Annotated in this window: 20 protein-coding genes; 6 read left to right on the forward strand and 14 right to left on the reverse strand. The window is 64.3% G+C overall.

The features are described from left to right. Positions 1-34: 34 nt before the first annotated feature. A complete protein-coding gene (locus tag RX329_RS30940) occupies positions 35-1,042 on the reverse strand; it encodes a TRAP transporter substrate-binding protein (protein WP_317244780.1) in 1,008 nt (335 codons plus the stop codon). 61 nt (positions 1,043-1,103) lie between these two features. After that, positions 1,104-2,834, reverse strand: a complete 1,731-nt coding sequence (locus RX329_RS30945; protein WP_317244781.1) for an IlvD/Edd family dehydratase — start codon at positions 2,832-2,834, stop codon at positions 1,104-1,106. Positions 2,835-3,010: 176 nt separating this feature from the next. Between RX329_RS30945 and RX329_RS30950 the strand changes: the two genes are divergently transcribed. Then, positions 3,011-3,712 (forward strand): GntR family transcriptional regulator, encoded by a 702-nt coding sequence (locus RX329_RS30950; RefSeq protein WP_317244782.1) that lies wholly within the window; start codon positions 3,011-3,013, stop codon positions 3,710-3,712. A gap of 180 nt (positions 3,713-3,892) precedes the next feature. Next, complete coding sequence (locus RX329_RS30955; protein ID WP_026233295.1) at positions 3,893-4,309, forward strand: DUF1236 domain-containing protein; 417 nt, start codon at positions 3,893-3,895, stop codon at positions 4,307-4,309. A 66-nt stretch (positions 4,310-4,375) separates the two neighbouring features. Here the strand turns inward: RX329_RS30955 and RX329_RS30960 are convergent, their stop codons facing one another. Then, entirely contained in the window at positions 4,376-4,723 is a 348-nt protein-coding gene (locus tag RX329_RS30960) for a hypothetical protein (protein WP_317244783.1), read from the reverse strand. Positions 4,724-5,088: 365 nt separating this feature from the next. Here RX329_RS30960 and RX329_RS30965 point away from each other — a divergent pair, with 365 nt between their 5' ends. Next, complete coding sequence (locus RX329_RS30965; protein WP_085362273.1) at positions 5,089-6,360, forward strand: MFS transporter; 1,272 nt, start codon at positions 5,089-5,091, stop codon at positions 6,358-6,360. Positions 6,361-6,398: 38 nt separating this feature from the next. On the opposite strand, the gene RX329_RS30970 is transcribed toward RX329_RS30965, so the two are convergent. Then, positions 6,399-7,223, reverse strand: a complete 825-nt coding sequence (locus RX329_RS30970) for an NAD-dependent epimerase/dehydratase family protein (protein WP_085362272.1) — start codon at positions 7,221-7,223, stop codon at positions 6,399-6,401. An 89-nt stretch (positions 7,224-7,312) separates the two neighbouring features. Here RX329_RS30970 and RX329_RS30975 point away from each other — a divergent pair, with 89 nt between their 5' ends. Next, a complete protein-coding gene (locus RX329_RS30975; RefSeq protein ID WP_085352132.1) occupies positions 7,313-8,290 on the forward strand; it encodes an SMP-30/gluconolactonase/LRE family protein in 978 nt (325 codons plus the stop codon). Between the two features lie 173 nt (positions 8,291-8,463). Here RX329_RS30975 and RX329_RS30980 read toward each other — a convergent pair whose 3' ends face one another. After that, entirely contained in the window at positions 8,464-9,894 is a 1,431-nt protein-coding gene (locus RX329_RS30980; protein ID WP_085352131.1) for an aldehyde dehydrogenase family protein, read from the reverse strand. A gap of 208 nt (positions 9,895-10,102) precedes the next feature. Continuing rightward, complete coding sequence (locus RX329_RS30985; protein ID WP_085352130.1) at positions 10,103-12,466, reverse strand: transketolase; 2,364 nt, start codon at positions 12,464-12,466, stop codon at positions 10,103-10,105. 133 nt (positions 12,467-12,599) lie between these two features. On the opposite strand from RX329_RS30985, the gene RX329_RS30990 reads away from it, so the two are divergent. Beyond that, positions 12,600-13,061 carry an Lrp/AsnC family transcriptional regulator gene (locus RX329_RS30990; protein WP_014497003.1) on the forward strand — a complete coding sequence of 154 codons (462 nt, stop codon included), beginning with the start codon at positions 12,600-12,602 and terminating at the stop codon, positions 13,059-13,061. Positions 13,062-13,065: 4 nt separating this feature from the next. Here the strand turns inward: RX329_RS30990 and RX329_RS30995 are convergent, their stop codons facing one another. The 4 genes from RX329_RS30995 to RX329_RS31010 all read right to left on the reverse strand — a co-directional run bounded on the left by RX329_RS30995 (position 13,066) and on the right by RX329_RS31010 (position 17,116). After that, positions 13,066-14,145 (reverse strand): zinc-binding dehydrogenase, encoded by a 1,080-nt coding sequence (locus RX329_RS30995; RefSeq protein WP_085362271.1) that lies wholly within the window; start codon positions 14,143-14,145, stop codon positions 13,066-13,068. A gap of 59 nt (positions 14,146-14,204) precedes the next feature. Next, positions 14,205-15,146, reverse strand: coding sequence for a DMT family transporter (locus RX329_RS31000; protein WP_018457082.1), 942 nt, complete (start codon positions 15,144-15,146; stop codon positions 14,205-14,207). A gap of 185 nt (positions 15,147-15,331) precedes the next feature. Continuing rightward, a complete protein-coding gene (locus tag RX329_RS31005; RefSeq protein WP_317244784.1) occupies positions 15,332-16,168 on the reverse strand; it encodes an aldo/keto reductase in 837 nt (278 codons plus the stop codon). Positions 16,169-16,213: 45 nt separating this feature from the next. Beyond that, a complete protein-coding gene (locus RX329_RS31010; RefSeq protein ID WP_085352126.1) occupies positions 16,214-17,116 on the reverse strand; it encodes an SMP-30/gluconolactonase/LRE family protein in 903 nt (300 codons plus the stop codon). Positions 17,117-17,391: 275 nt separating this feature from the next. Between RX329_RS31010 and RX329_RS31015 the strand changes: the two genes are divergently transcribed. Then, positions 17,392-18,570 carry an IS481 family transposase gene (locus RX329_RS31015; protein ID WP_317244478.1) on the forward strand — a complete coding sequence of 393 codons (1,179 nt, stop codon included), beginning with the start codon at positions 17,392-17,394 and terminating at the stop codon, positions 18,568-18,570. A 54-nt stretch (positions 18,571-18,624) separates the two neighbouring features. Here the strand turns inward: RX329_RS31015 and RX329_RS31020 are convergent, their stop codons facing one another. The 4 genes from RX329_RS31020 to RX329_RS31035 form a co-directional block, all read right to left on the reverse strand. Then, positions 18,625-21,330, reverse strand: coding sequence for a nitrate reductase (locus RX329_RS31020; RefSeq protein WP_085362270.1), 2,706 nt, complete (start codon positions 21,328-21,330; stop codon positions 18,625-18,627). 15 nt (positions 21,331-21,345) lie between these two features. Continuing rightward, a complete protein-coding gene (locus RX329_RS31025) occupies positions 21,346-22,530 on the reverse strand; it encodes an NAD(P)/FAD-dependent oxidoreductase (RefSeq protein WP_231190911.1) in 1,185 nt (394 codons plus the stop codon). A gap of 43 nt (positions 22,531-22,573) precedes the next feature. Further along, the gene (locus RX329_RS31030) at positions 22,574-23,002 is read right to left on the reverse strand and encodes a globin family protein (RefSeq protein WP_026233298.1); all 429 of its coding nucleotides are present in this window, start codon (positions 23,000-23,002) and stop codon (positions 22,574-22,576) included. A 119-nt stretch (positions 23,003-23,121) separates the two neighbouring features. Next, entirely contained in the window at positions 23,122-24,501 is a 1,380-nt protein-coding gene (locus RX329_RS31035; protein WP_018457089.1) for an MFS transporter, read from the reverse strand. Positions 24,502-24,656 lie beyond the last annotated feature (155 nt).

Raw genomic sequence — 24,656 nt, forward strand, 5'->3', positions numbered from 1 at the left:
TCGCCGGGACGACGCGGAGGCAACGGTACGCGGCCTAGTTGATCGAGCGGATCAAATCCTTGATCTTCTCGGCGTGCGGGCCGAGCTCCTTGGCGAGCTTGTCGAGATAGGGATCGGCGATCGCCGTGAAGGTCTTCTTGTCGACGTTGTCGACGATCTTCACGCCCATCTTCTTCAGCTTCTCTGCCGCGGTGCGTTCGAGGTCGAAGGCCTTCTGCGGCTCCTTGGAGCTGACCTCGTTCCCCGCCGCCTGGACCCATTGCTTCTGCTCCGCCGACAGGCTCTGCCAGAGCTTGTCGGAGATGAACACCAGCGCGTTGTTGGCCTCGTGCTCGGTGATGTTCAGGACCGGGGCGACCTCGTAGTGCTTGTTGACGAGGTAGACATTGATGCTGTTCTCGGCGACGTCGACGACGCCGGTCTGCAGGCTCGTGTAGACGCTGCCGAACGGCATGTGCACGGTCTGGGCGCCGTAGGCCGGGAACATGGTGTCCTCGGTCGCAGTCGCCTGCACCCGGATCTTCAGGCCCTTGATGTCGCCGACATTGTGGATCTCCTTCTTGGAGTACATGTGGCGCACGCCCTGCGACCCCGTCGCGATCACATGCAGGCCCTGCGTGGTCTCGTCGATCATGGTCTTGAGCGCCTCGAACACTTTTGGATCGGCCAGACCCTTGACCACGTGGTTCTCGTCGCGGAACAGGAAGTGCAACGACATCACGCCCGCTTGCGGCGAGATCGTCGCGGTGTTCGCCGAGGAGATGATCGAGAACTCGACGTCGCCCGCCTTCACGAGCTGGAGCACCTGCGGCTCCTGCCCCAGCTGCGCGCCCGGATATTGATCGATGATCATGGTGCCTTTGCTCAATTCCTTGAGCTTTTCGGCAAAGAGGTCGCCCGCGATGGAGTAGCCGGTGTTGCGCGGCTGGTCGTAGGCGAAGCGATAATGCTTCACCTCCTGCGCCGATGCGCCCGTCACGAGAAAGATCGCGGCCGTCGCCGCCAGCCGATGTAAGAATCTTGGCATGGATCGTGCAATCATCGTTTCCCCCTGTTTAACGCCCGCCGCTTTAGCGGTCTGGGCTACGCTTCCGGGTGGTTGATCACCCACTCTTAGTTTTCGGCTCAGTCTTCTTCCCAGTCCTCTGCATGAAATCGAAGTCGCAGCCCTCGTCGGCCTGCATGATGGTTTCGTTGAACAGCCACGCATAGCCGCGCCGCGCCTCATCCGGCGCAGCCGCGGGCTTCAATGCCGTACGCCGCCGTTCCAGCTCGGTAGCATCCACCAGAAGCTCGATGCTGCGCTTGGCGACGTCGAGCCGGATCATGTCGCCGTTCTTCACCAGCGCCAGCGGCCCGCCGACGGCGGATTCCGGCGTGATGTGCAGCACGATGGTGCCGAATGCGGTGCCGCTCATGCGCGCGTCGGAAATGCGCACCATGTCCTTGGTCCCAGCGCGCGCGAGCTTCTTCGGGATCGGCAGATAGCCCGCCTCCGGCATGCCGGGCGCGCCCTTGGGGCCGGCATTGCGCAGCACCAGCACGTCATCCGCCGTGACGTCGAGATCGGGATCGTCCACCCGCAGCGTCATATCCTCGACGGATTCGAACACCACCGCACGGCCCGTGTGTTGCAGCAGCTTTGGGCTCGCGGCGGATTGCTTGATAACCGCGCCGCGCGGCGCGAGATTACCGTGCAGCACGGCGAGGCCACCTTCCTTCTTGATCGGATTGTCCCGCGGACGGATCGCGTCCTGGCCGGGCACGTCTTCCGCGTTCGCCGCGATATCGCGCAGCGTCTGGCCGGTGATCGTCTTGGCATCGAGATCGACGAGATCGCCGAGTTGCGCCAGCAGTTTCGGCACGCCGCCGGCGTGATGGAAATGCTCCATGTAATGCTCGCCCGACGGCTTGAGATCGACCAGCACCGGCACCTCGCGGCCGATCTGGTCGAACACCCCGAGGTCGAGCCGGTGTGGCGAACGATGTGCCATCGCGGTCAAATGGATCAGGCCGTTGGTCGAGCCGCCGATCGCCTGGAGCACGACCTGGGCATTCTTGAAAGATGCCGGCGTCAGCAATTCGCTCGGCTTCGGACCTTTGGTCTTGGCCATCTCGGCGGCCACCCTGCCGCTCGCCTCGGCAAGGCGAAAGCGCTCCGCATGCGGGGCGGGAATCGTCGCGCTCATCGGCAGCGACAGGCCCATGGCCTCGATCATGCAGGCCATGGTGGAGGCGGTGCCCATCACCATGCAGGTGCCGACCGACGGCGCAAGGCGGCCGTTCACCGCCTCGATCTCGACATCGTCCATTTCGCCGGCGCGATACTTGCCCCAGAGGCGACGGCAATCGGTGCAGGCGCCCAGCACCTCGCCCTTGTGATGACCAACCACCATGGGGCCAACGGGGATGACCACCGTCGGCAGGTCGGCGCTGATCGCCGCCATCACCTGCGCAGGAAGAGTCTTGTCGCAGCCGCCGATGACGATCACCGAATCCATCGGCTGCGCGCGGATCATCTCCTCGGTGTCCATCGCCATCAGATTGCGCAGATACATCGAGGTCGGATGCGCAAAACTCTCCGCGATCGAGATCGTCGGGAACACGAACGGCATCGCGCCCGACAGCATCACGCCGCGCTTGGCGGCCTCGATGATCTGCGGGACGTTGCCGTGGCAGGGATTGTAGTCGCTATAGGTGTTGGTGATGCCGACGATCGGACGCTCCAGCGCGTCGTCGGAATAGCCCATGGCCTTGATGAACGCCTTGCGCAGGAACAGCGAGAAGCCGGCATCGCCATAGCTCGTCAGCCCTTTGCGCAACCCACTCGTCATCATACCACTCCCATTACCGGGTCATTGTCCTACAGATTGCCCCTTGATTGTCAATAAGACAGACGTTAAACCTGCCATTTACCCGTGTTGCGCGCTGGTGGGAGACCAGATTATTGACAATCAGGGCCTTCCCTGCTCCACAGGACGAACCGGCCAAGCGCCGGGACGCCGAGGGCATGTCCGACATTCACATCGCAGACGCCACGATGGTCCGGCGCGACGATCCGGACGACATCGTCGCGCGGCTCGAAGAGGACATCATCTTCGGCCGACTTGCGCCAGGCGCGCGCCTCACAGAGGACGCGCTGATGTCGGCTTACGGCACTTCGCGCCATTTCGTGCGGCAGGCCTTGGTGGATGCGGAGCGCCGGGGCATCGTCCGCCGCGAGAAGAATGTCGGCGCCACCGTGCGGTTTTACTCGGCCGAAGAGGTCCGGCAGATCTACGAGGTCCGGGAGATGCTGACGCGGCAGGCGGCGCTGATGATTCCCCTGCCCGCGCAACAAGGCCTGATCGACGAGCTCTCCGCATCGCAACGACAATATTGCGCGAGAGCGGATTTGCAGGACCTGCGCGGTATCCACGAGGCCAACGACGCCTTCCACCTCGCGCTGTTCTCGGCCTGCGGCAATCCCTATCTGGTGCGCTCGCTGCAGGACTACATGAACCTGACGCTGCCGATGCGCGCCAAGAACCTCGCCGACCGAGACGGCCTCGCGCAATCAAGGCGCCAGCACGAGCTGATGATCGAGCTGTTGAAAGGCCGTGACAGCTGGGCGCTGGCCCAGCTATGCGTCGATCATATGCAGTTCAGCAAGTCGGACTATCTGGCGCGGATTGGGGGTGAGCAAGCCGAACAGCAGGGCCCGCGTTCATAGATGGGAGACGTTCGCTTCTCGCGGTGGTGCAGTTCACGCGGTACGGGCGCGCTGGATTGCCCGCAATTGCAGGCCGCACGAGCCCATTCGGGCAATAACGCCCGCAGTCCACAACTTCTGGGGAACCTATGGTCGGCTTGGTACTTGGTCTTGCACCAATCCCCCACCATAGGAGCTGCCATGATTTGCCGTTTAGTCGGAGCCGCCGCTGTTGCCGTCGCCGTCCTGCTTCCCGTAACGACCCAGGCCCAGGGCGTTCCCGGAGGCGTCGAACGCGGTGCGCGGGATGGTGAGCGAGCGGCAGGGCCTGTCGGTGCAGTTGTGGGTGGCGTCGTCGGCGGCGTCGTTGGCGGCGTGGCGGGAGTCCTTGGTGTCGATCAACGTCCTCGCTTTCACTCCTACGTCGTCGAACAGCGGCGGCCCTCATATCAGTACCGCGAGGATGTGAGAGTCGGGGCGGTTCTTCCGGAAGAGGGCGTGACCTATTACGAGGTGCCGCCCGAGTACGGCGCCCGTGAGTATCGTTACACGGTGGTGAACGGTCGCACGGTTCTGGTCGAACCGCGAACCCACCGGATCGTTGAGATCGTCGAATAACAACCAAGGGCCGTCTTTCGAGACGGCCCTTTCGTTTGCGCAGATCTGAATCCCTCAAGTCCCGGTTCAGTACCGCCTCAGCAGACCGCGATCCACGCTGGCATCGCCATAGTCGGCGCAGGCTCTCTTCGGGTTTCTGATCAGATCGGTCCGGACGCGCCTGAACGTTTTGCCGGCAGCGTCGGACACTTCGGGGCGGAATTTACCGGGATCGGAGCTCTCGCCATCGCGGGCCTTGATGGCTGCAGCATAGGCGTCGATCATCGCCATCGCGGCATCCGTGCTGCCGAGAAGTCGGGCGCCGAGCTGTACACTGCCGGCACCATTGACCTCGTAGCCGACACATCGTTGTTCGAGCACCGCGGATGCGGTGACGAGCTGGTCGAGAAACGTCGCCTCGGCGTCGCCGAGCATCGCGGCTCGCGCCGGTCCCGACATGAAAGCGTGAGCAGTACGGCGGCTGGCAATTCGATTTTCATTGTCCTGACTCGCGCTGCCGCCGTTGAGCCGTGATCGAGGCACCGATTGCCGAATTGCGGTCTCGCAAAATCGAGAGCCAGACGGCCAGAGCAACGTTGATCTGGATCAATGGCCGGAACGGCCAAAGCGAGGCTCAGGCCTTTGCGTCGCTCGCCCCGTGTGAATCGAGGCACCGCGCTGGGACGGACACTAAAACTGTTTGTCAAGCCATCGAAATTTCGCAGAGCCGGAAATAAATATGGGCCGGGCTCCGGCGCCACGTCGCGCGTCCTCCTCCACTCCCTCCCAAATGAAATGCCATGACCGAACAAACCCTGACGGAGCCGATCGCCGAGCGGCAAGCGCCATCCCGAGGCTTTTCGCGCTACCAGGCGATCCTCGTTGCGCTGCTGGCGCTGGTCCAGTTCACGATCATCATCGATTTCATGATCATGTCGCCGCTCGGCGCCATCATGATGCCGGCGCTCGATATTTCGGCCGCTCAGTTCGGCGTGGCGGTCTCGGCCTATGCGTTCAGCGCGGGGATTTCCGGTATCCTGGCGGCCGGCTTTGCCGACCGGTTTGATCGCAAGCGGCTGCTGTTGTTCTTCTACGCCGGCTTCACCCTTGGCACGATGCTGTGCGCGATCGCGCCCAACTATCATCTGTTGCTGCTGGGGCGGATCGTGACCGGCCTGTTCGGCGGCGTGATCGGCTCGGTCGTGCTCGCCATCGTCACCGATTTGTTCACGCTGCAATTGCGCGGCCGCGTCATGGGTTTCGTGCAAACCGCCTTCGCTGCAAGCCAGGTGCTGGGCATCCCGGCCGGTCTTTTCCTCGCCAACCAGTGGAACTGGCACGTCGCGTTCGGCGCGCTGGTCGGACTGTCGGTGATCGGGATGACCGCAGTGATGCTCCTGATGAAGCCGGTGAACGGCCATCTCGGGCTGAAGCAGGATCGAAATCCGTTCCGGCATCTGATCGCCACGGTCTCGCAGCCGCGTTATTGGATGGCGTTTTCGGTAACGACCCTGCTGGCGACCGGCGGCTACATGCTGATGCCGTTCGGCAGCGCCTACACGGTGCACAATCTCGGCATCGACATCGTGCATCTGCCGACGATCTATCTCGTCTCCGGCCTGTTCAGCATTGTCATCGGCCCGCTGGTGGGACGCGCGAGCGATGCCTTCGGCAAATACCCCACCTTCGTCTTCGGCAGCGCCATGTCCATCGTGATGGTGCTGATCTACACCCATCTCGGCGAGGTGAGCCTGACGGTCGCGATCCTGGTCAACGTCCTGATGTTCGTCGGCATCTTCTCCCGCATGATTCCTTCGCAGGCGTTGATTTCGGCAATCCCCGAGCCGGCGCAACGCGGCTCCTTCAGCGCGGTCGGCGCGTCGCTGCAACAGCTCTCCGGCGGGCTCGGCTCCGTGCTCGCCGCCGCACTCATCGCGCAGGACGCCGACGGTACGCTCCGGCATTTCGACCGGCTGGGATACGTCGTCGTGACGACGGCGGTGATTTCCCTGATCCTGATGTACTTTGTACAGAGGCCCATCGCGGCCCAGGCCGGCAAACGCGTTGTTTAGCGCGTCGATTCCGACACCCTGGATTTGCGAATGCGCTCCTACCGCTTGGTCCAATCGATGATGCGACTTGTGTCGCCGTCGAACTCGTTGCTGCAGAACGCGCCGCCCTGATAGTGATCGCCGACCGGATCGGGCTTCAGCTTGGCCTGCTCGGCCATCGCATGTGCCACATGATCCTCGGAGCGCCCCGTCGGACGGTAACCGAACTCGTAGGCGCGGTGGTTGTCCCACCAGGCACGCTCGTTCAGGGACACGCCGTAGAAGATCTCGAAATGAATGTCGGGATGCTCGAGCCCGATCCGGCAGAGCTGCACCAGATCTTCCGGCTTCAGCCAGATCGAGATCCGGCGATGGTCCAGCGGCACGTCGCCGAAATTGCCAATGCGAAGGCAAGTCACCTTCAGGCCATGCTTGTCAGCATAGAGCGCGCCGACCGCTTCGCCGAATACCTTGCTGACGCCATAGCGGCCATCGGGGCGCGGGGTCACGTCGGTGCCGATCTTGTGGTGGCGGGGATAGAATCCGACGGCATGGTTCGAGGAGGCGAACACCACACGCTTGACGCCCTTGCGATACGCGGCCTCGAACAGATTGTAGCCGCCGATGATGTTGGCCTGGAGGATGTCGTTCCAGGGACCTTCGACCGAATAGCCGCCGAAATGGATGATGCCGTCGACGCCCTCGCAGATCGCCTCGCACTGCGCCAGGTCAGAGAGGTCCGCCGCCTTGAATTGTTCGTTGGGGCCGAGATCGGCGGGCGGGCGGATGTCGCTGAGCAACAGGTCCGGATAGATCGGCGGCAACAGTTTTCGCAGACGCGTTCCTATCCCGCCCGAAGCTCCCGTCATCAAGATGCGCGCCATGTCTTTCCTCGCCTTTGGCAACCAATTTGCGGTCACATGTCTCTAATGATAGCAGGATTGTCCAGAGGGAACGAAACGAGAGAACCGACATGAATGAGGCATCGTCCCATCCCCAGGAGCGGCCAGGCTGGCGGCCGGCGAGCTACTATCCCGATCCGGCGATAAAGGCACTCGATCCCCGCTTCGAAAAATACTGGCTGAAACTCTCGGCGGTGGAGCGGCTGACGACCGGCCTGCGCTGGGCCGAGGGTCCGGTGTGGTTCGGCGACGGGCGCTATCTCCTGTGCAGCGACATTCCGAACCAGCGCATCGTCAAATGGGAAGAGGAGACCGGCGCGGTCTCGGTGTTCCGCAAGCCCTCCAATTTCGCCAACGGCCACACCAGGGATCGCCAGGGTCGGCTCGTCACATGCGAGCATGGCGGGCGACGCGTCACCCGCACCGAATATGACGGCAGCATCACCGTGCTGATGGACTCGTTCGGCGGCAAGAAGCTCAACTCGCCGAACGACGTCGTGGTGAAGTCCGACGGCGCGGTTTGGTTCACCGATCCCACTTTCGGCCTACTCGGCAATTACGAGGGCTACAAGGCCGAGCCCGAGATCGAGCCGAACGTCTACAGGCTCGATCCCGCGACCGGCAAGGCGACCATCGTTGCCGAAGGCGTGCTCGGGCCCAACGGGCTGTGCTTCTCGCCGGACGAGACAATCCTCTACGTCGTGGAATCACGCGGCGTGCCGAACCGGAAAATCCTCGCCTATGACGTCTCGCCTGACGGCGCCACCATCTCCAACAAGCGCGTCCACATCGACGCCGGCCCGGGCACGCCTGATGGCATGCGCTGCGACATCGACGGCAATCTCTGGTGCGGCTGGGGCATGGGCGATCCCGAGCTCGACGGCGTCGTGGTGTTCGCGCCCGACGGCGTCATGATCGGCCGCATCGCGCTGCCCGAACGCTGCGCCAATCTCTGCTTCGGCGGCGTCAAGCGCAACCGCCTGTTCATGGCCGCGAGCCAGTCGATCTACGCATTGTATGTGAACACGCAGGGCGCGGTCGGGGGATAGTTTTTCCTCCGTCACGCCTCTCGTCATTGCGAGCGGAGCGAAGCAATCCAGAATCTTTCCGCGGAGGCAGCCTGGATTGCTTCGTCGCTTCGCTCCTCGCAATGACGAAAGATAGAACAAAAACGCCGGAGCGGTTTCCCGCTCCGGCGTCATGTTCACCCAGGCAGTAACGCCTACGCCGCGTTGAAGCCGGCGACGGCCTTCACTTCGAGGAAGTCCTCGAGGCCATATTTGCCCCACTCGCGGCCGTTGCCGGATTGCTTGTAGCCGCCGAACGGCGCGGAGCGGTCGTTGGGTACGCCCTGCAGGTTGACGTTGCCGGCGCGGATCTGACGGCCGACGCGCTTGGCGTCCTCGACGGAAGCGCCCGTGACGTAGCCGGCAAGCCCATAGGGCGTGTCGTTGGCGATGTGCACGGCCTCGGCTTCGTCCTTGGCGCCGATGATCGTCAGCACCGGTCCGAAGATTTCTTCGCGGGCGATGGTCATGTCGGGGGTGACGTCGGCAAAGATGGTGGGACGGACATAGAAGCCCTTGTTAACGCCTTCGGGCAGGCCCGGACCGCCGGCGACGAGCGTTGCGCCCTCGTCGATGCCCTTCTTGATCAGACCCTGGATCTTGTCCCACTGGCCGCGGTTGACCACGGGACCGATGGTGGTGCCTTCGGCGCGCGGATCGCCTGCCTTGGTCTTGTCGGCGACAGCCTTCGCGATCGCGGCGACTTCCTTCATCTTCGAGGCCGGCACGATCATGCGCGAGGGCGCGTTGCAGGACTGGCCGGAGTTGTTGAACATGTGCATCACGCCGCCCGTCACCGCCTTCGTGAGGTCGGCGCCTTCGAGGATGACGTTCGGTGACTTGCCGCCAAGCTCCTGGCTGACGCGCTTCACGGTCGGTGCCGCACGCTTGGCCACGTCGATGCCGGCGCGGGTCGAGCCGGTGAACGAGATCATGTCGATGTCGGGGTGCTCGCTCATTGCGGCGCCAACCTCGGGGCCGAGACCGTTGACGAGGTTGAACACGCCCTTCGGCACGCCGGCTTCATGGAGGATTTCCGCAAAGATCAAGGCCGAGGTCGGGGTGAACTCCGACGGCTTCAGGATCATGGTGCAGCCGGCGGCGAGCGCGGGCGCGACCTTGCAGGCGATCTGATTGAGCGGCCAGTTCCAGGGCGTGATCATGCCGACCACGCCGACCGGCTCGCGTAGCACCATGGCGGTGCCGACCGGTTCCTCGAAATGATAGTTCTTGAGCACGTCGAGCGTGGTCATGAGGTGGCCAAGGCCGGCGCCGGCCTGCAGCTTTTCGGCCATCGGCAGCGGCGCACCCATCTCGTCCGAGACGGCGGCACCGATCTCCTTGAGGCGGCCCTTGTAGATCTCGATGACCTTGGTGAGCAGCGCGACGCGCTCGTCACGGCTGGTCTGAGAGAACGTCACGAACGCGCGCTTGGCGGCGGCGACGGCTTTGTCAACGTCGGCCTTGGAGCCCAGCGCAACCTCGTACATCGCTTCTTCCGTCGCCGGATTGACCACGGCGGTGGACTTCTTGACGGCGGGATCGACCCAGGCGCCGTCGATGTAGAATTGCATGCGATTGACCATAGTGAACCTCTTCTTGGGGGCTTGGAGGGGGCGTTTCGGCAGGCATCCTTGCACGAAAGCGCCGGCAATTGAACCCGCCATGTGCGGGGCCAGCATTGCGGCGGACGGAGGTTATATGAGCCGATGGCGGAGGGGTGGCAAGGTCTCGATTGCCCCCGTCCTGGCCCAGTGCGCAATTGCGCACGGTGGCTAGGACGACGACGGAGAACTACACCGCCATCTTCCGATGCAACACCGGCGCGCCGGTGGTGAGGCTTTCGGCCGCATCGATGATGGCGTTGGCGTCAATGCCGTGGTGGCGGTAGAGGTCTGCGATGGTGCCGGTCTGGCCGAACTGCTCGACGCCGAGCGCCTCGACGCGATGGCCGCGGATGCTGCCGAGCCAGCCGAGCGCCGCCGGATGGCCGTCGATCACCGTCACGATGCCGCAGTCGCGCGGCAGCGGTGCGAGCAGTTTTTCGATGTGGCTGAGATGCTGCACGCCGCGCCGATCACGGCGCAACTTCCGTGCGGCCGTCCATCCCGCATGCAGACGATCCGCGGACGTGATCGCGAGCAGGCCGATGTCGCGCCGGCTCTCGCCAATGAAGCCGGTCGCTTCGATCGCTTCTGGCGCCACGGCGCCGGTATAGGCGATGACGGCTTCGGCATTGGGCCCCGGCTTGCGCAACCAATACGCGCCGTCGGTGATGCCCTGTGCAAGCTCGGGCGTCATGATCCGCTGCGCCTGCTCGATCGAGCGCGTCGAGAGCCGCAGATAGACCGAGCCGCCCTCACCCGGATCGCGCTGCATGTGATTGAAGCCCCACCCCATGATCACGGCGAGCTCGTCGACAAAGGCCGGCTCGAACGAGGCAAGGCCATCCTGCGCCATGCCGATCAAAGGGGTTGCGATCGACTGATGCGCGCCGCCTTCGGGCGCGAGCGTGATACCTGAGGGGGTCGCCGCCACCATGAAGCGCGCATCCTGGTAACAGGCATAGTTCAGCGCATCGAGACCGCGCTCGATGAAGGGATCGTAGAGCGTGCCGACCGGCAGCAGCCGCTCGCCGTTGATCTGGTGCGACAGGCCGAGCGCCGAGAGCATGATGAACAGGTTCATCTCGGCGATGCCGAGTTCGAGATGCTGGCCCTTGGGCGAGAAGTCCCAGTTGAAGGTGGATGGAATTTTCTCGCTGCGGAATAAGTCCGCCTTCTCGCCGCGCGCAAACAGGCCGCGCCGGTTCACCCACGGACCGAGATTGGTCGAGACGGTGACGTCAGGCGATGTCGTCACGATGCGCTTGGCGAGCTCGCTGTCGCCGCGCGCGATCTCGTTCAGCACCAGCCCAAAACCCTGCTGGGTCGACATCTGCGGCGCCGGCTTGAAGGCAAGCTGCGACGGCACCTCGATAACAGGCGCGGTGAGCCGGCGGCCGTCCTGGTTGAACGGCACGCCCGCGAGGAAGGCGTCGAGCTCGGCGGCACTTTGCGCGAGACCCTCGTATCTGTCCCATTCGTGTCCGGGCCGGATGTTCTGGCTGTCGCGATATTTCTCCATCTGCGCGACCGTCATTAGGCCGGCATGATTGTCCTTGTGGCCCTGGAACGGCAGGCCGACGCCCTTGATGGTGTAGGCGATGAAGCAGACCGGGCGGTCGTGGTCGATGGATTCGAAGGCGTCCAGCATGCTCGCCATGTCATGGCCGCCGAGGTTCGACATCAGCGCCAGCAGCTCGTCGTCGCTGCGCCTGTCGATCAGCTTGGTGATGGGGCCCTGATCGCCGATCTCGTCGTGCAAATGCTTGCGGAACGCCGCGCCGCCCTGAAAACACAATGCGGCGTAGAGTGCGTTCGGACAATTGTCGATCCAGCGCTTCAGCGCCTCGCCGCCAGCTTCCGCAAAGGCCTCGCGCATCAGGCGGCCATATTTCACGATCACCACGTCCCAGCCGAAATTGCGGAACACGGTCTCGAACTTCTCCCAGAGGCCTTCGCGGACGACGGCGTCGAGCGACTGCCTGTTGTAGTCGACCACCCACCAGGTGTTGCGCAGGCCGTGCTTCCAGCCCTCCGCCAGCGCCTCGAAGATGTTGCCCTCGTCCATCTCGGCATCGCCGACCAGAGCGATCATCCGCCCTTCGCGGCGATCCTTCATCCAGCCATGTGCCTTGACGTAGTCCTGCACCAGCGAGGCGAACAGCGTCTGCGCCACGCCAAGGCCGACCGAGCCGGTGGAGAAATCGACGTCGTCGACGTCCTTGGTGCGCGAGGGATAGGACTGCGCGCCTTTGAAGCCACGAAAATTCTCCAGCTTCTCGCGGCTCTGCCGGCCGAACAGATACTGGATGGCGTGGAACACCGGGCTCGCATGCGGCTTCACCGCGACGCGATCTTCGGGCTTCAGCACGTGGAAATACAGCGCCGACATGATGGTGGCGAGCGAGGCCGACGAGGCCTGATGTCCCCCGACTTTCAGGCCGTCCGCATTCGGGCGGATGTGGTTGGCGTGATGGATGGTCCATGACGACAGCCACAGCGTCTTGCGGGCCAGCGCGGTCAAGGTGTCGAGGCGGGCGGTATCAACGGGCATGGCAATGCTCCCGGAAAACAGGTGCCCGATGATACCCCTGCAGGAAGCGCCAAACTTCTCAATTTTTCGCGCAATACCAGCCAATATTGGGATAGCTTACCAATCAGCCGACAAAAACGACAGGTCCATCCCAATGCCTGACCTCGACGCCATCGACCGAAAAATCCTCGCTCTGCTCCAGAACGACAGCCGACTGACCATGCAGGAACTGGCCGACAAGGTCGGGCTGTCGGTGTCGCCCTGTCATCGCCGGGTCAAGCTGCTCGAGGAACGCGGCGTCATCTCGCGCTACATCGCGACCGTGGACCAGAAGGCGCTGGGGCTGCATGTCAGCGTCTTCATCTCGATCAAGCTGGCCCGGCAGAAGGAGGAGGACCTCAACCGCTTCGCGCGCGCGATCTCGAAATGGGACGAGGTGCTGGAATGCTATCTGATGACCGGCAATCGCGACTATCTCTTGCGCGTGGTCGCCGCCGACCTCGCCTCCTACGAGACTTTCCTGAAGACCAAGCTGACCCGGCTCGACGGCATCGCCTCGATCGAGTCCAGCTTTGCGCTCAGCCAGGTGAAATATTCGATCGCGCTGCCGGTGTAAGGCATCACCGCCACGGCTGCACGATGATCTTGGTGTGAGCCTCAGGGTTGGCGAGATCTGCGAAAGCCTTTGCGACACCGTCGATGCCGACTTCCGCCGTCACCATTGCCGCCGCATCCACCTGCCCCTCCGCGATCAGGCGCAGTGACGCCGCGAATTCGTCCGGCGTGTAGCCGAGCACATACTGGACGTTGAGCTCCTTCATGATGCCGAGCATGGGCTCGCTCCTGTCGGTCTCCATGCAGACGCCGACCACGACGATCCTCGCATCGCGCGGAGCGCCCTCGAACACCTGCTGCAAGAGACCGGGCACGCCAACGCATTCGAAGATGATCGCGGGTTTGAGGGCGGGCAGCATCGCCTGCAACGGCGGCCGCGCGGCCTTCTCCGCCTCCGACATCTGCGCATGCTCGGCCCAGGTCAGATAGGGCTGCGACACCCGTGGATCCACGACGACATCGGCGCCGAGCTTTGCCGCAAGCGCGCGCCGCGCCGGCGAATAGTCGGCGGCGACGATCGGATGCAGGCCCTTGAGCTTCAGCGCCGCAATCACCGCGAGCCCGACCGGGCCGCAGCCGATCACGAGCGGCACTTCGCCGCCTCGGATGTTGGCCTTGGCGACCGCGTGAACGCCGACCGCGAGCGGTTCGGTGAGCGCGGCATGCTCCGGCGCGAGACCGTTGGGCACCTCGAGCAGCAGCGCTTCGCTCAGCAGCATCGCCTCGGCATAGCCGCCAATATTGTCGTTGGAGTAACCGATGCCTTCGATGCCCTGCGGCGTTACGAGGGCTGGCAGCGAGCAGACGCGCGTGCACGACTTGAGCTTGCGCACGGTCCCCGGGCCGAAGTCGACGATCTCGCAGCAGAACTCGTGGCCGAACACGACGTCGCGGGCGAGATCCATCGGCTTGCGGCCGGTCTTTCGCGCCATCTCCACCATGCGGTGGGCGTGCTGGCGCGCGTGCAGATCGGAGCCGCAGATGCCGCAGGCGAGCGTCTTGACCAGCACCTGGCCGGGGCCGGGCTTTGGCTCGGCCATCCGGTCGACGACAATCTCACCGTTCCTGAAAATCGCAGCGCGCATCCGGCTCCTCCCGTGGTGTTGGAGCCATTGATAGCACGAAGCGGACGCGCGAACTTGCGTCAGGGGTTCGGGGAACGCTCTTCCAGGATCAGGAGCTGGGCGCGGCGGATGCGCTCGCGATGGGCGATGTAGAGGCCGCTGGCGACGATGAAGGCCGCACCGGTGACGGTCCAGACATCAGGCACTTCGCCGAACAGGAAGAAGCCGAGAATGCTGACCCACAGCAACTGGGTGTACGAGAACGGCGCCAGCACCGAGGCATCGCCGTAGCGATAGGCCAGGACGATGATCCACTGGCCGACGGTGGACGCGACGCCGATCACGATGCCAAGCCCGATCGCGGTCCAGGTCGGCGTGACCCAGACGAACGGTACCATCAGGGAGAGGATCGCAACGCCCGTCAGCGCCGAATAGGCCATCGTGGTGAGGACGGCTTCACGCCCGCTCATCATGCGCGTCAGGATCAGCGCCGCGGCCCAGCAGAACGCCGAGACGATCGGGAAGAAGGCGGCGGCGTGAAACGCGCTGGAGCCCGGGCGCAGGATGATCAGCACGCCGGTCAGGCCGATCGCGGTCGCGATCCAACGGCGCATGCCGACCTTCTCGCTCAGGAAGACGATCGAGAGCGCGGTGACGAACAGCGGCGAGACGAAGCCGGTCGCGGACGCTTCTGCGATCGGCAGGAAGCTCAGGCCGGTGATGAAGAACAGCGAAGAGCCGAGCAATGCCGCGCCGCGCATCAACTGCAGGCCGAGGCGCTCGGTGCGCATCGCATGGAGCGGCGAGCCCGGCAGCATCACCGGCGTGAACATCAGCGCAAACGTCACGAAGCGGATCCAGGTGATCTCGATCGACGGCAGGCTCGACGACAGATATTTCGCGGTAACATCGGAGCAGCCGAGAAAGATCGTCGACAGCAGCACCAGCGCGATGCCTTTGAACGGGTGATCGACGCGCGCCGGCGCCCGTCGCGCCTGCGGCTTCTTTTCCGGCATGGGCATGGGAATACTGTCGAGCCTTGCGGCTGCGGCGGGCGGCGGGGTCACGGCTGGAACCTAGGAATGCGAATCGGGAATGATCGTAAAAAACGATAATTGCGCCGCTTTCACAACTTCCGAAAACAGGATGCCGATATGCGCTCACGTCCGCGCACGTCAAGACCCCATTAATAACGGGCGTTTGTGCACTACAGCATGGGCAGGCCGCGCGGCTTCGGACCGCGCGGAAACGCCGCATCGAGCGCCGCGATCTCGTCTTTCGTCAGCACCAGATCGCCGGCCGCAGCATTGTCGCCGGCATGTTCCGCGGACGACGCCTTCGGGATCGCGAACACCGTAGTTGCACGGGTGAGGAAGCTCAGTGCGACCTGGCGCGGCGTCGCGCGACGCGCCTCCGCGATGCGCGCCAGCACCGCGCCGCCCTTGCTGTTGCTCGCAGGGAAATCATCGTGGCCGAATGGCGAATAGGCGACCACAGCGACACCATGCCGTTCGCACCACGGGATCACCGCGTGCTCGATCGCGCGTTCCTTCAGATGATAGAGCACCTGATTGCAGGCGATGCGGTGTTCGCCGGCGGCGTCGAGGATCTCGTCGAGATCATCGGCATCGAAATTGGAGCCCCAGGATTTGATCTTGCCGGCCTTCACCAGTTCCTCGAATGCGGCGACGGTGTCCTCCAGCGGATACGAGCCGCGCCAATGCAGCAGATAGCAGTCGAGCCGATCGGTTTTCAGCCGCTTCAGCGAGCGCTCACAGGCAGTGATGGTTCCGCGGCGCGAGGCGTTGCTCGGCAGCACCTTTGACACCAAGAAAACCTCGTCGCGTCGGCCCGCGATCGCATCCGCAATGACGAGTTCGGCATCGCCATACATCTCGGCGGTATCGATGTGGGTCATGCCTAGATCGAGCCCGCGCTGAAGCGCCGCGATCGCGCGCTTGCGATCGCCATGGTCGAGATACCAGGTGCCCTGCCCGATGACGGAGACGCTGGCACCCGTTTTGCCGAAGGGTTTCGTGTTCATATTTGCTCCGATACCACTCGTTCGCTGAGGCAACCGCCGTCGCGCTCAAGAGTTCAATCCGCCGATGTCAGCGACCAATACGCTACCGGTTGCGGACTCCGTGATGTAGAGCCGATCCTTCTTCGCGCCACCAATCGCGACATTGGTGCAGTTCGGCCCTGCACACGATTTCACCCGCGCAATCAATTCGCCGTTGGGCGCGAACACGAAGACATGGCCGAGTGAGGCGTGACCGACGAACAGGCGGCCCTTGGCATCCATTGTCATGCCATCAGGGCCACTGGTGCCGAACAGCGAGCAGAAGCGGCCAACCTTCGACACGCTGCCGTCCTTCATGAACGGCAGCCGCCACACCGCGTTGTCGCGCGTCATTGCGACGAACAGCACGGTCTCGGTTGGATCGAGCACCAGGCCATTCGGGCTGATACCAGTGTCGATCAGGCAATCGAGCCGGCCGCTTTGCGTCAGGCGATAGACGCGGCCGCTGGGGTCATGCAGGCCGGTCTGTCCCTGGTCGGTGAAATAGATGTCGCCGTTGGACGCGAGATGCAGATCGTTGCAGCCCCGGAAAGACTCCGAGTTGCGCGAGGTCAGCACCGGCGCAATGCGCCCTGCCCTGGCGTCGAACTCCATGATGCCGTGCCTGTAGTCGGCGACCAGGATGCGGCCGTCGGCCGCGATCTTCAGCCCGTTCGGCCAGCCCTCATATTCAATCGCCAGCGACCACTCGCCGTCAGGCGCAATGCGGAAGATGCGGCCGAAGGGAATGTCGACGATGTAGAGATTGGCATCCTTGTCGAACGACGGCCCTTCGATGAAGGAATCCGTCGGCACACCGGGCCGGTTGGCATCGGCCCAATCGGTGCGCTCGCCCTTGCGGCGGAATTTGTCGGGCATGGCGGAAAAGAGCCTGGTCTCGATCAGGCGCGGCGGCGTTTCCAGGTACATCATTGTTGTTTTTGCGTGTTGAGGGCGAGAGCGCGGCACCATAGGGCACAATGAGGCGTGCGTCGATTGGGCCGAAGCATAGCGCCCCGCCCTCGCTGTCATTCCCCGCGAAAGCAGGGAATCCAGTACGCAGTGGCCTTAGCGCTTGATCACAGGCGTCTCGGCGTACTGGATCGCCCGGTCAAGTGTTTAGACCGGACAGATCACTGACAGGTGTTCGGAGACATAGCTGACACTTCAAACTGGGCTGGAATGGTCGATTCGGGAGGCCTTCCATGCCCTGGAACGAGGTGTCGGTGATGGATCAGCGACGGGAGTTTGTGCGGCTTGCGTTGCAGGAAGGGGCGAACCGGCGGGAGTTGTGCCGGCGGTTCGGGATCAGTCCTGATGTGGGCTACAAATGGCTGCGGCGTTGGCAGGCTGGAGATCATGAACTGGCGGATCAGTTGCGCCGGCCCAAGAGCATGCCCAAGCGGAGCGTGCCTGAGGTCGAGGCGCGGGTTCTGGCTGTGCGTGACAAGCATCCGGCTTGGGGAGCGCGCAAGATTGCCCATTGCCTGAAGCGCGGCGGCCAGACCGTACCGGTGCCCTCCACAGTGCATCGGATCCTGTGCCGGAACGAACGGATCAAGCCGAGCGAGAAAGCCGCGCCGAGCCCTTCAGGCCACCGGTTCGAGAGGGACGCGCCCAATCAACTCTGGCAGATGGACTTCAAGGGCCACATGCCGCTTGCCGACGGAAGGCGTTGCCATCCGCTAACCATGGTCGATGACCACTCCCGCTATGCGCTGTGTTTGAAGGCGTGCGCCAACGAGCAGCGACCTGATGTGCAGAGGCATCTGACCGACACCTTCCGACGCTATGGGCTGCCGGAGGCCTTCTACCTCGACAACGGTTCTCCCTGGGGCGACACCTCGGGCGTTCGCTGGACTGCGCTGAAGGTATGGCTGCTCAAGCTCGGCGTCAGGGTGGTCCATGCCAGGCCACGTCATCCTCAGGGCCGAGGCAAGAACGAACGCTTCCATCGCAGCTTGAAAGCAGAAGTGTTCGCTCTGCGCACGTTCCGCACTTTGGCGGAAGTCCAGCGTGCCCTCGATAGCTGGCGAACGGTCTACAATCTGGAGCGGCCCCACGAGAGCTTGGGCATGGGCATTCCCGCCGATCGCTACCGGCCCAGTTTACGCGCCATGCCGGATCGTGTGCCGAAGATCCAATACGACGCCGGGGAGATCGTTCGCACCGTCTCCTCGACGCGGAGCTACATCGCCTTCAAAGGGCAAATGTGGAAAGTCCCTCAAGCCTTCTGCGGCGAGCAGCTGGCCGTGAGGCCGCTCGACCGCGACGGCCGCTACGGAATCTTCTTTGCCAGTTGGCAGGTCGGATCAATCGACTTGACGCGCAGCCAAACTGTCAGTGATGTGTCCGAACAGGCGTCAGCTATGTCTCCGGTCTAAACATCAAGCCGGGCGATGACGGCGGAGTATGCGCGACGACCGAGAAAGTCGCCCCTACCCCGCCGCGCCCGCGTGCTTGGCATGCTTCGCCGGCGCAATTTCGGTCGTCGCGATCAGGCGCTTCAGCTCGGGGATGCAGGAGCCGCAATTGGTGCCGGCCTTGAGCTTTGCGCCGATCTCGGCGGCTGTGCGCGCGCCTGCGGCGATGGTGTCGCAGATGGTGCCGCGGCCGACGCCGAAGCAGGCACAGACGACAGGACCGGTCGAAGCCGCGCCCTCGCTCGACTTGCCGGACAGCAGCATGCGCCGCTGCTCATCGGTGACGTGGTCGGCCACGAACAGGCTCTTCACCACCTCCCAGTCCCCGGCATCATGCGCGGGGCCGACGAACAGGCAGGTTTCGATGCGGTCGCCGGCAAACGAGGCCGCGCGATAAACGCCGCCGCCGAGGTCGCGATAGTCGGCGACGTCCTCGCCGGCAACGCCACCGAGCCAGGCCGGCCAGCGCGACAGGTCCGCATTGTCGGCGAAGAGGTAGCCGAAGCCGCCGGTAACAGTGACGCGGGTCCACATCAGGTTCGGTGGCAGCTCCAGCTGCTTGCGCGACAACGCAAAGCCGCGGAAGACGTATTCATAAGGCGAAATCGCCGCCGGTGTCGCCTTCGACTCCGGCTGCCCCGAGAACGGATCGGTGAACGGTGCGACCAGCGCCCCGACGCGACCGTGCGAGGCGTTCATCGCACTCCAGTGGATCGGCGCGAACAGCGTGCCGCGCTGCTGGTGGTCGCTGACGACGACCTTGAGGGTGCACTGGCCGTAGTCGGTGGTGATGCGGGCATAGCCGTCATGAACGACGTTGTATCTGCCGGCGTCATCGGGATGAATCTCGACGAACGGCTCGGGCAGATGCGCGCCGAGCCGCGGGCTGAGGCCCGTGCGCGTCATGGTGTGCCACTGGTCGCGGATGCGCCCGGTGTTGAGCCGCAGCGGCCGCGACGGCCCGGTCTCGCCGCGCAGCGCCGGCACCTCCGGCGCGACGAAGCGGCCCTTGCCGTCATTGGTGAAGAACCCGCCGGCCGCGAAGAAGCGCTCGCCGGGCGCCTGGCCTTCGCGCGCGGGCCACTGCACGGGCTTCAACGCGTCGAAGCCCTCGTCGGACAGCGAGGTCAGCGCGCCGATATCGAAGTCGCGGCTGCCATCGTTCTCGAACGCCGAGAGCGCGGCGTGCTCGCGAAAGATGTCGGCTGCGGATTTGTAATTAAAACTGTCGCCGAAGCCGAGGCGTTTTGCGGTTTCGCTCAGGATCCACCAGTCCGGCCGCGCCTCGCCGGGCGCCGGCAGGAACGAACGCTGGCGCGAGATCCGGCGCTCGGAATTGGTCACGGTGCCCGACTTCTCGCCCCAGGCGAGCGCGGGCAGCAGCACGTGCGGGCCAGCATCGACCGTGTCGTTGGAGAGCACGTTCTCGGAGACCACGAACAGCTCGAGCTTCTTCAGCGCCTCGCGCACGAAGTCCGCGTCGGGCAGCGACACTGCGGGGTTGGTGCCCATCACCCACAGCGCCTTGACCTCGCCGCGGTTGATGGCTTCGAACAGCTGCACCGCCTTCAACCCTTCATGGGTCGCGATACGCGGCGCCTTCCAGAACCGCCGCACGCGATCGATGTCCGGCGGCGTGAAGTTCATGTGTGCGGCGAGCTGGTTGGCGAGGCCGCCGACCTCGCGGCCGCCCATCGCGTTGGGCTGGCCGGTGAGCGAGAACGGCGAGGCACCGGGCTTGCCGATGCGCCCCGTGGCGAGATGGCAGTTCAGGATCGCGTTGACCTTGTCGGTGCCCTGCGCCGACTGATTGACACCCTGCGAGTACAGCGTGACGACGCGGGGCGTGTCACGGAACATCTTGAAGAAGGTGGCAACGTCCTGCTCGGAGAGGCCGGTCGCCAGTGCGGTCGCGGTGATGCTGCCGGCGATGCTGCGTGCGCGCGCCAGCGCGTCGTCAAAACCCGACGTGTTTTGCCCGATGTAGTCCTGATCCAGGGCCCCATTGTCGGCGAGGTGAACGAACAGGCCGGAGAACAACGCCGTGTCGGTGCCGGGCTTGAGGCCGAGGAACAGATCGACGTCGGTCGCGGTGTCGGTGCGGCGCGGATCGATCACGATCATGCGCGCGCCGCGCTCCTGCCGGTTCTTCAGCATGCGCTGGAACAGCACGGGATGGCACCAGGCGGCATTCGAGCCGACGAACACCAGAAGATCGGCCTGGTCGAGATCCTCGTAGCAGCCGGGCACGGTGTCGGCGCCGAAGGCGCGGCGGTGACCGGCGACCGATGACGACATGCAGAGCCGCGAATTGGTGTCGACGTTCGCAGTGCCGACAAAGCCCTTCATCAGCTTGTTGGCGACGTAATAGTCCTCGGTCAGCAGCTGGCCCGAGAGATAGAATGCGACCGCGTCGGCGCCGTCGCGCGCGACGATGTGCTGCATGCGGTGGGCGACGTGATCGAGCGCATCGCTCCAGGCGACGCGTTCGAGCACGCCCTTGCAGCGGATCATCGGATAGAGCAGCCGGCTTTCGAGCCCGACCGTCTCGCCGAGCGCCGAGCCCTTGGAGCACAGCCGGCCGAAATTGGCAGGATGATCGGGATCGCCCGCGATCGCCGCGCCGCCCTTGCCGTCTGGCGTCGCCAGCACGCCGCAGCCGACGCCGCAATACGGACAGGTCGTTTTGGTAGCGCGGAGCGTGGGATCGATCGCCGTCATATCGAGCCGCCTCAATCAAGCCGCTTTGGAGGGACGCGCGAGCGCGCGGCCGAACATCATGTCGGTGCGGATCGCCGCCACCTTGTCACGATTGCGGATCAGCTCGAGATACCAGAGCGCATCGACGGTATCGCCGATCAGCACCGCGCCGGTGAGCCGGCCGTCGGAGATGACGAGCTTCTTGTAGGTGCCGCGCCTGCGGTCTGACAGCACGAGGCTCTCGCTGCCCTCCCCGCCCATGAAGTCGCCCGCGGAGAATACGCTGACGCCCGACACCTTCAGATTGGTCGAGACCACGCTGCCCTGATAGGCCGCGGGACGGCCCGCGAGATGCCGCGCCAGCACGCGCGCCTGCTCGTAGGCAGGCTCGACGAGGCCGTAGCAGGTGCCGCGATGCTCGGCGCATTCGCCAAGCGCGTAGATATCGGGTGACGCCGTCTGCATCTCGTCGTTGACGACGATGCCGCGGTTGACTGCGATGCCGGCGTCCTTTGCGAGCGCAATGTTGGGCCTGATGCCGGCGGCGAAGATCACCGCATCGGCCTCGATGCGGCTGCCGTCGGCAAGCTCGACCGCTTGGACATGACCTTCGCCGTGGATGCGCGCTGTGGATGCATTGAGCAGGATACGAATGCCCTTGCGCTCGACCAGTGTCTTGAGCAGGTCCGCGGCGGAGGCATCGAGCTGGCGCTCCATCAGCCGGTCCATCAGGTGCAGCAGCGTCACCGGCGCTCCGGCCTTGGCGAGGCCGTAGGCCGCTTCGAGTCCGAGCAGACCACCGCCGACCACGACGACGCGCTTCCTGGCGGCCGCGAGCGTCAGCAGCAGGTCGACGTCGCGGGTATCGCGAAAGGTGTGCACGCCGGCGAGATCGGCGCCGGGCACGTTGAGCCGTAGCGGCGTCGAGCCGACGGCGAGCACGAGCTTGGAATATTCCATGCTCTCTTCGCCTTCGATCTTGAGCTCGCGTCGGCCGGTGTCGATCTCGGTGACCCGATAGCCGTAGCGCACCGTGACACCGCGATGGCGCCACCAGTCGGCGGGTCGGAGCTCGATCTCGTGCGAGCCGGTTTCGCCGGCCAGCACGGAGGAGAGCAGAACACGGTTGTAAGCGAGCCGCGGCTCTTCGCCGATGACGGCGACCGCGTAGCGGCCGAGTGCGGTCTTGGCGAGCTCGTCGACCAGACGCGCGGCCGCCATACCGTTTCCGACAATGACCAGCGGTTCACTCACAACGCATCTCCTATTCAGCGGCCTGCGACTGTGCGCCGTAGGCCTCGGACATCATGTAGCCGGACAACACGCCGTAGGCGTCGGTCCAGGCGGTAGCGAGTTCGGGCGTCCAGGCCTCGCCAAGGCCCTTCTCCAGGGTCCACAGCAAGGTCGCGCCGACCACGGGGTAGTGCTCGGCCTTGGCGCCGTAGCCGACGTGACGCTTCGCAAGCGCGGAGGCCGCCGGAAGAATCGAGTCCAGATTCGACAGACCGCCGACGACGGCGGCGAGCATGCCCATCAGCTTCTTGCGCTGCTCGGTCATGTCCTCGGGGAACATCGCGCGCACGGATGGCGCCACCTCGAACAGGCGATCGTAGAACAGCACCGCGGCCTGCGCGGAAATCGGCGCGACCTTGGCAAAGCTCTGCTGCACGAGGGTGATCTGTTCCGGCGTCATGATGTTCTCCTGCCTGTTGGGTTTGCCTTGGTGCGCGCCATTGCGAACCAGGTTCATTGTCAAACTGTCGGGCAATGCTTCTCCCCGCGTATGGGGAGAAGCGAGATTCGTACCAAGTATTAGACACGCGCGCCGGCGAGGCTTGACGCGCCTTCGCCCTGCGGGCTGCGACGCAGATAGAACCACCAGGTCAGCGCGAGGCAGGAGGCGTAGAAGCCGAGATAGATCGCGAGCGCGAGCTGCGGCCCGCCGGTCAGCGCGATCGACTTGCCGAACCCGGTCGGGATCAGATAGCCGCCAACGGCGCCGACCGCGCCGATGAAGCCGACCGCAGCACCGCTCTCGATGCTCGCCGTCTTCAAGGCGACCGCGCGCTCCGCATCGCCCTTGCCGCGCACCCTGAACAAGTTCTGCTCGCGGAAGATCGAGGGGATCATGCGGTAGGTCGAGCCGTTGCCGATGCCCGTCGTCACGAACAGGACCAGGAACATCGACAGAAAGCCGATGAAATCCTTGTGCCCGACGAAGTAGAGCACGCCGATCGTCGCGCCTGCCATCACGATGAAATTCCAGAACGTGATCACCGAGCCGCCGATCCTGTCGGCAAGCCAGCCGCCGAGCGGCCGCGACAGCGAGCCGACCAGCGGCCCCAGGAACGCGATCGCAATGGTGACTTGCGGGAACTGGGTCTTGATCAACAGCGGAAATGCAGCCGAGTAGCCGATGAAGGAGCCGAACGTGCCGATATAGAGATACGCCATGATCCAGGTGTGCTTGCGCCTGACCACGGCGAGCTGGTTCTTGATCGACGACTTGGCCGTGGTCAGGTTGTTCATGAAGAACACTGCGCCGAACACCGCGATCGCGATCGGCAGCACCCACATCAGGCCGGCGTTCTGGAGGAAGACGCCGTCGACGGGCGATGCCTGGAACAGGTTGATGACGGCGAGCGTCATCAGGATCGGGGTCAGGAGCTGCACGCTGGAGACGCCGATATTGCCGCCGGCCGCATTCAGTCCGAGCGCCCACCCCTTCATCCGGTCGGGGAAGAAGAACGAGATGTTCGTCATGCTGGAGGCAAAATTGCCGCCGCCGAGACCGGCGGTCGAGGCAATCAGCAGCATCAGCCAGAACGGCGTGTCGGGCTGGCCGACGAAATAAGCCAGCGAAAGCGTCGGAATGAGCAGGATCGCCGCGCTGAAGATGGTCCAGTTGCGCCCGCCGAAGGTCGTCACCGCGAAGGTGTAGGGAAAGCGCATCAACGCGCCGATCAGCCCGGGCACCGCGACGAGCTGGAACAGCTGGTCGGTGGTGTAGTGGAAGCCCGCCTGCGGCAGCTTGGTGGTGACGATGCTCCAGATCAGCCAGACCGAGAAGCCGATATGTTCGGCCACGATCGACCAGATCAGGTTGCGTCGCGCGATAGTCTTGCCAGTCGCATTCCAGAACGCCTCATCTTCGGGGCGCCAGTCTGAAATCCAGGTTGGATTCTTCGTCATTGAGTATCCCTTCTTGCCTCACCGCTGCGTCGTTGCAGGCTCAGCCTCCGGCCACGGAGGCGCGCGCCGAGGCCAAGCCCCGGTGGCGAGTTCACGATGCTGATTGATGATGTTGAGGGACGTCGTCGTTGGCGTCGCGGTCGGTGTTTCAATTT

Origin of the sequence: Bradyrhizobium sp. BWC-3-1 (assembly GCF_032917965.1) — a bacterium.
GTDB classification, from domain to species: domain Bacteria; phylum Pseudomonadota; class Alphaproteobacteria; order Rhizobiales; family Xanthobacteraceae; genus Bradyrhizobium; species Bradyrhizobium canariense_D.

Excerpts from the sequence above, each read along its gene's own strand:
- RX329_RS30990 (WP_014497003.1), top strand. The coding sequence starts at position 12,600 with ATGCCTGACCTCGACGCCATCGACCGAAAAATCCTCGCTCTGCTCCAG.
- RX329_RS31035 (WP_018457089.1), bottom strand. The coding sequence starts at position 24,501 with ATGACGAAGAATCCAACCTGGATTTCAGACTGGCGCCCCGAAGATGAG.
- RX329_RS30980 (WP_085352131.1), bottom strand. The coding sequence starts at position 9,894 with ATGGTCAATCGCATGCAATTCTACATCGACGGCGCCTGGGTCGATCCC.
- RX329_RS30965 (WP_085362273.1), top strand. The coding sequence starts at position 5,089 with ATGACCGAACAAACCCTGACGGAGCCGATCGCCGAGCGGCAAGCGCCA.
- RX329_RS31015 (WP_317244478.1), top strand. The coding sequence starts at position 17,392 with ATGCCCTGGAACGAGGTGTCGGTGATGGATCAGCGACGGGAGTTTGTG.
- RX329_RS30955 (WP_026233295.1), top strand. The coding sequence starts at position 3,893 with ATGATTTGCCGTTTAGTCGGAGCCGCCGCTGTTGCCGTCGCCGTCCTG.
- RX329_RS31000 (WP_018457082.1), bottom strand. The coding sequence starts at position 15,146 with ATGCCCATGCCGGAAAAGAAGCCGCAGGCGCGACGGGCGCCGGCGCGC.
- RX329_RS30995 (WP_085362271.1), bottom strand. The coding sequence starts at position 14,145 with ATGCGCGCTGCGATTTTCAGGAACGGTGAGATTGTCGTCGACCGGATG.
- RX329_RS30945 (WP_317244781.1), bottom strand. The coding sequence starts at position 2,834 with ATGACGAGTGGGTTGCGCAAAGGGCTGACGAGCTATGGCGATGCCGGC.
- RX329_RS30985 (WP_085352130.1), bottom strand. The coding sequence starts at position 12,466 with ATGCCCGTTGATACCGCCCGCCTCGACACCTTGACCGCGCTGGCCCGC.
- RX329_RS31005 (WP_317244784.1), bottom strand. The coding sequence starts at position 16,168 with ATGAACACGAAACCCTTCGGCAAAACGGGTGCCAGCGTCTCCGTCATC.
- RX329_RS30970 (WP_085362272.1), bottom strand. The coding sequence starts at position 7,223 with ATGGCGCGCATCTTGATGACGGGAGCTTCGGGCGGGATAGGAACGCGT.
- RX329_RS31025 (WP_231190911.1), bottom strand. The coding sequence starts at position 22,530 with ATGGCGGCCGCGCGTCTGGTCGACGAGCTCGCCAAGACCGCACTCGGC.
- RX329_RS31030 (WP_026233298.1), bottom strand. The coding sequence starts at position 23,002 with ATGACGCCGGAACAGATCACCCTCGTGCAGCAGAGCTTTGCCAAGGTC.
- RX329_RS30940 (WP_317244780.1), bottom strand. The coding sequence starts at position 1,042 with ATGATTGCACGATCCATGCCAAGATTCTTACATCGGCTGGCGGCGACG.
- RX329_RS30950 (WP_317244782.1), top strand. The coding sequence starts at position 3,011 with ATGTCCGACATTCACATCGCAGACGCCACGATGGTCCGGCGCGACGAT.
- RX329_RS31020 (WP_085362270.1), bottom strand. The coding sequence starts at position 21,330 with ATGACGGCGATCGATCCCACGCTCCGCGCTACCAAAACGACCTGTCCG.
- RX329_RS30960 (WP_317244783.1), bottom strand. The coding sequence starts at position 4,723 with ATGCTCGGCGACGCCGAGGCGACGTTTCTCGACCAGCTCGTCACCGCA.
- RX329_RS30975 (WP_085352132.1), top strand. The coding sequence starts at position 7,313 with ATGAATGAGGCATCGTCCCATCCCCAGGAGCGGCCAGGCTGGCGGCCG.
- RX329_RS31010 (WP_085352126.1), bottom strand. The coding sequence starts at position 17,116 with ATGTACCTGGAAACGCCGCCGCGCCTGATCGAGACCAGGCTCTTTTCC.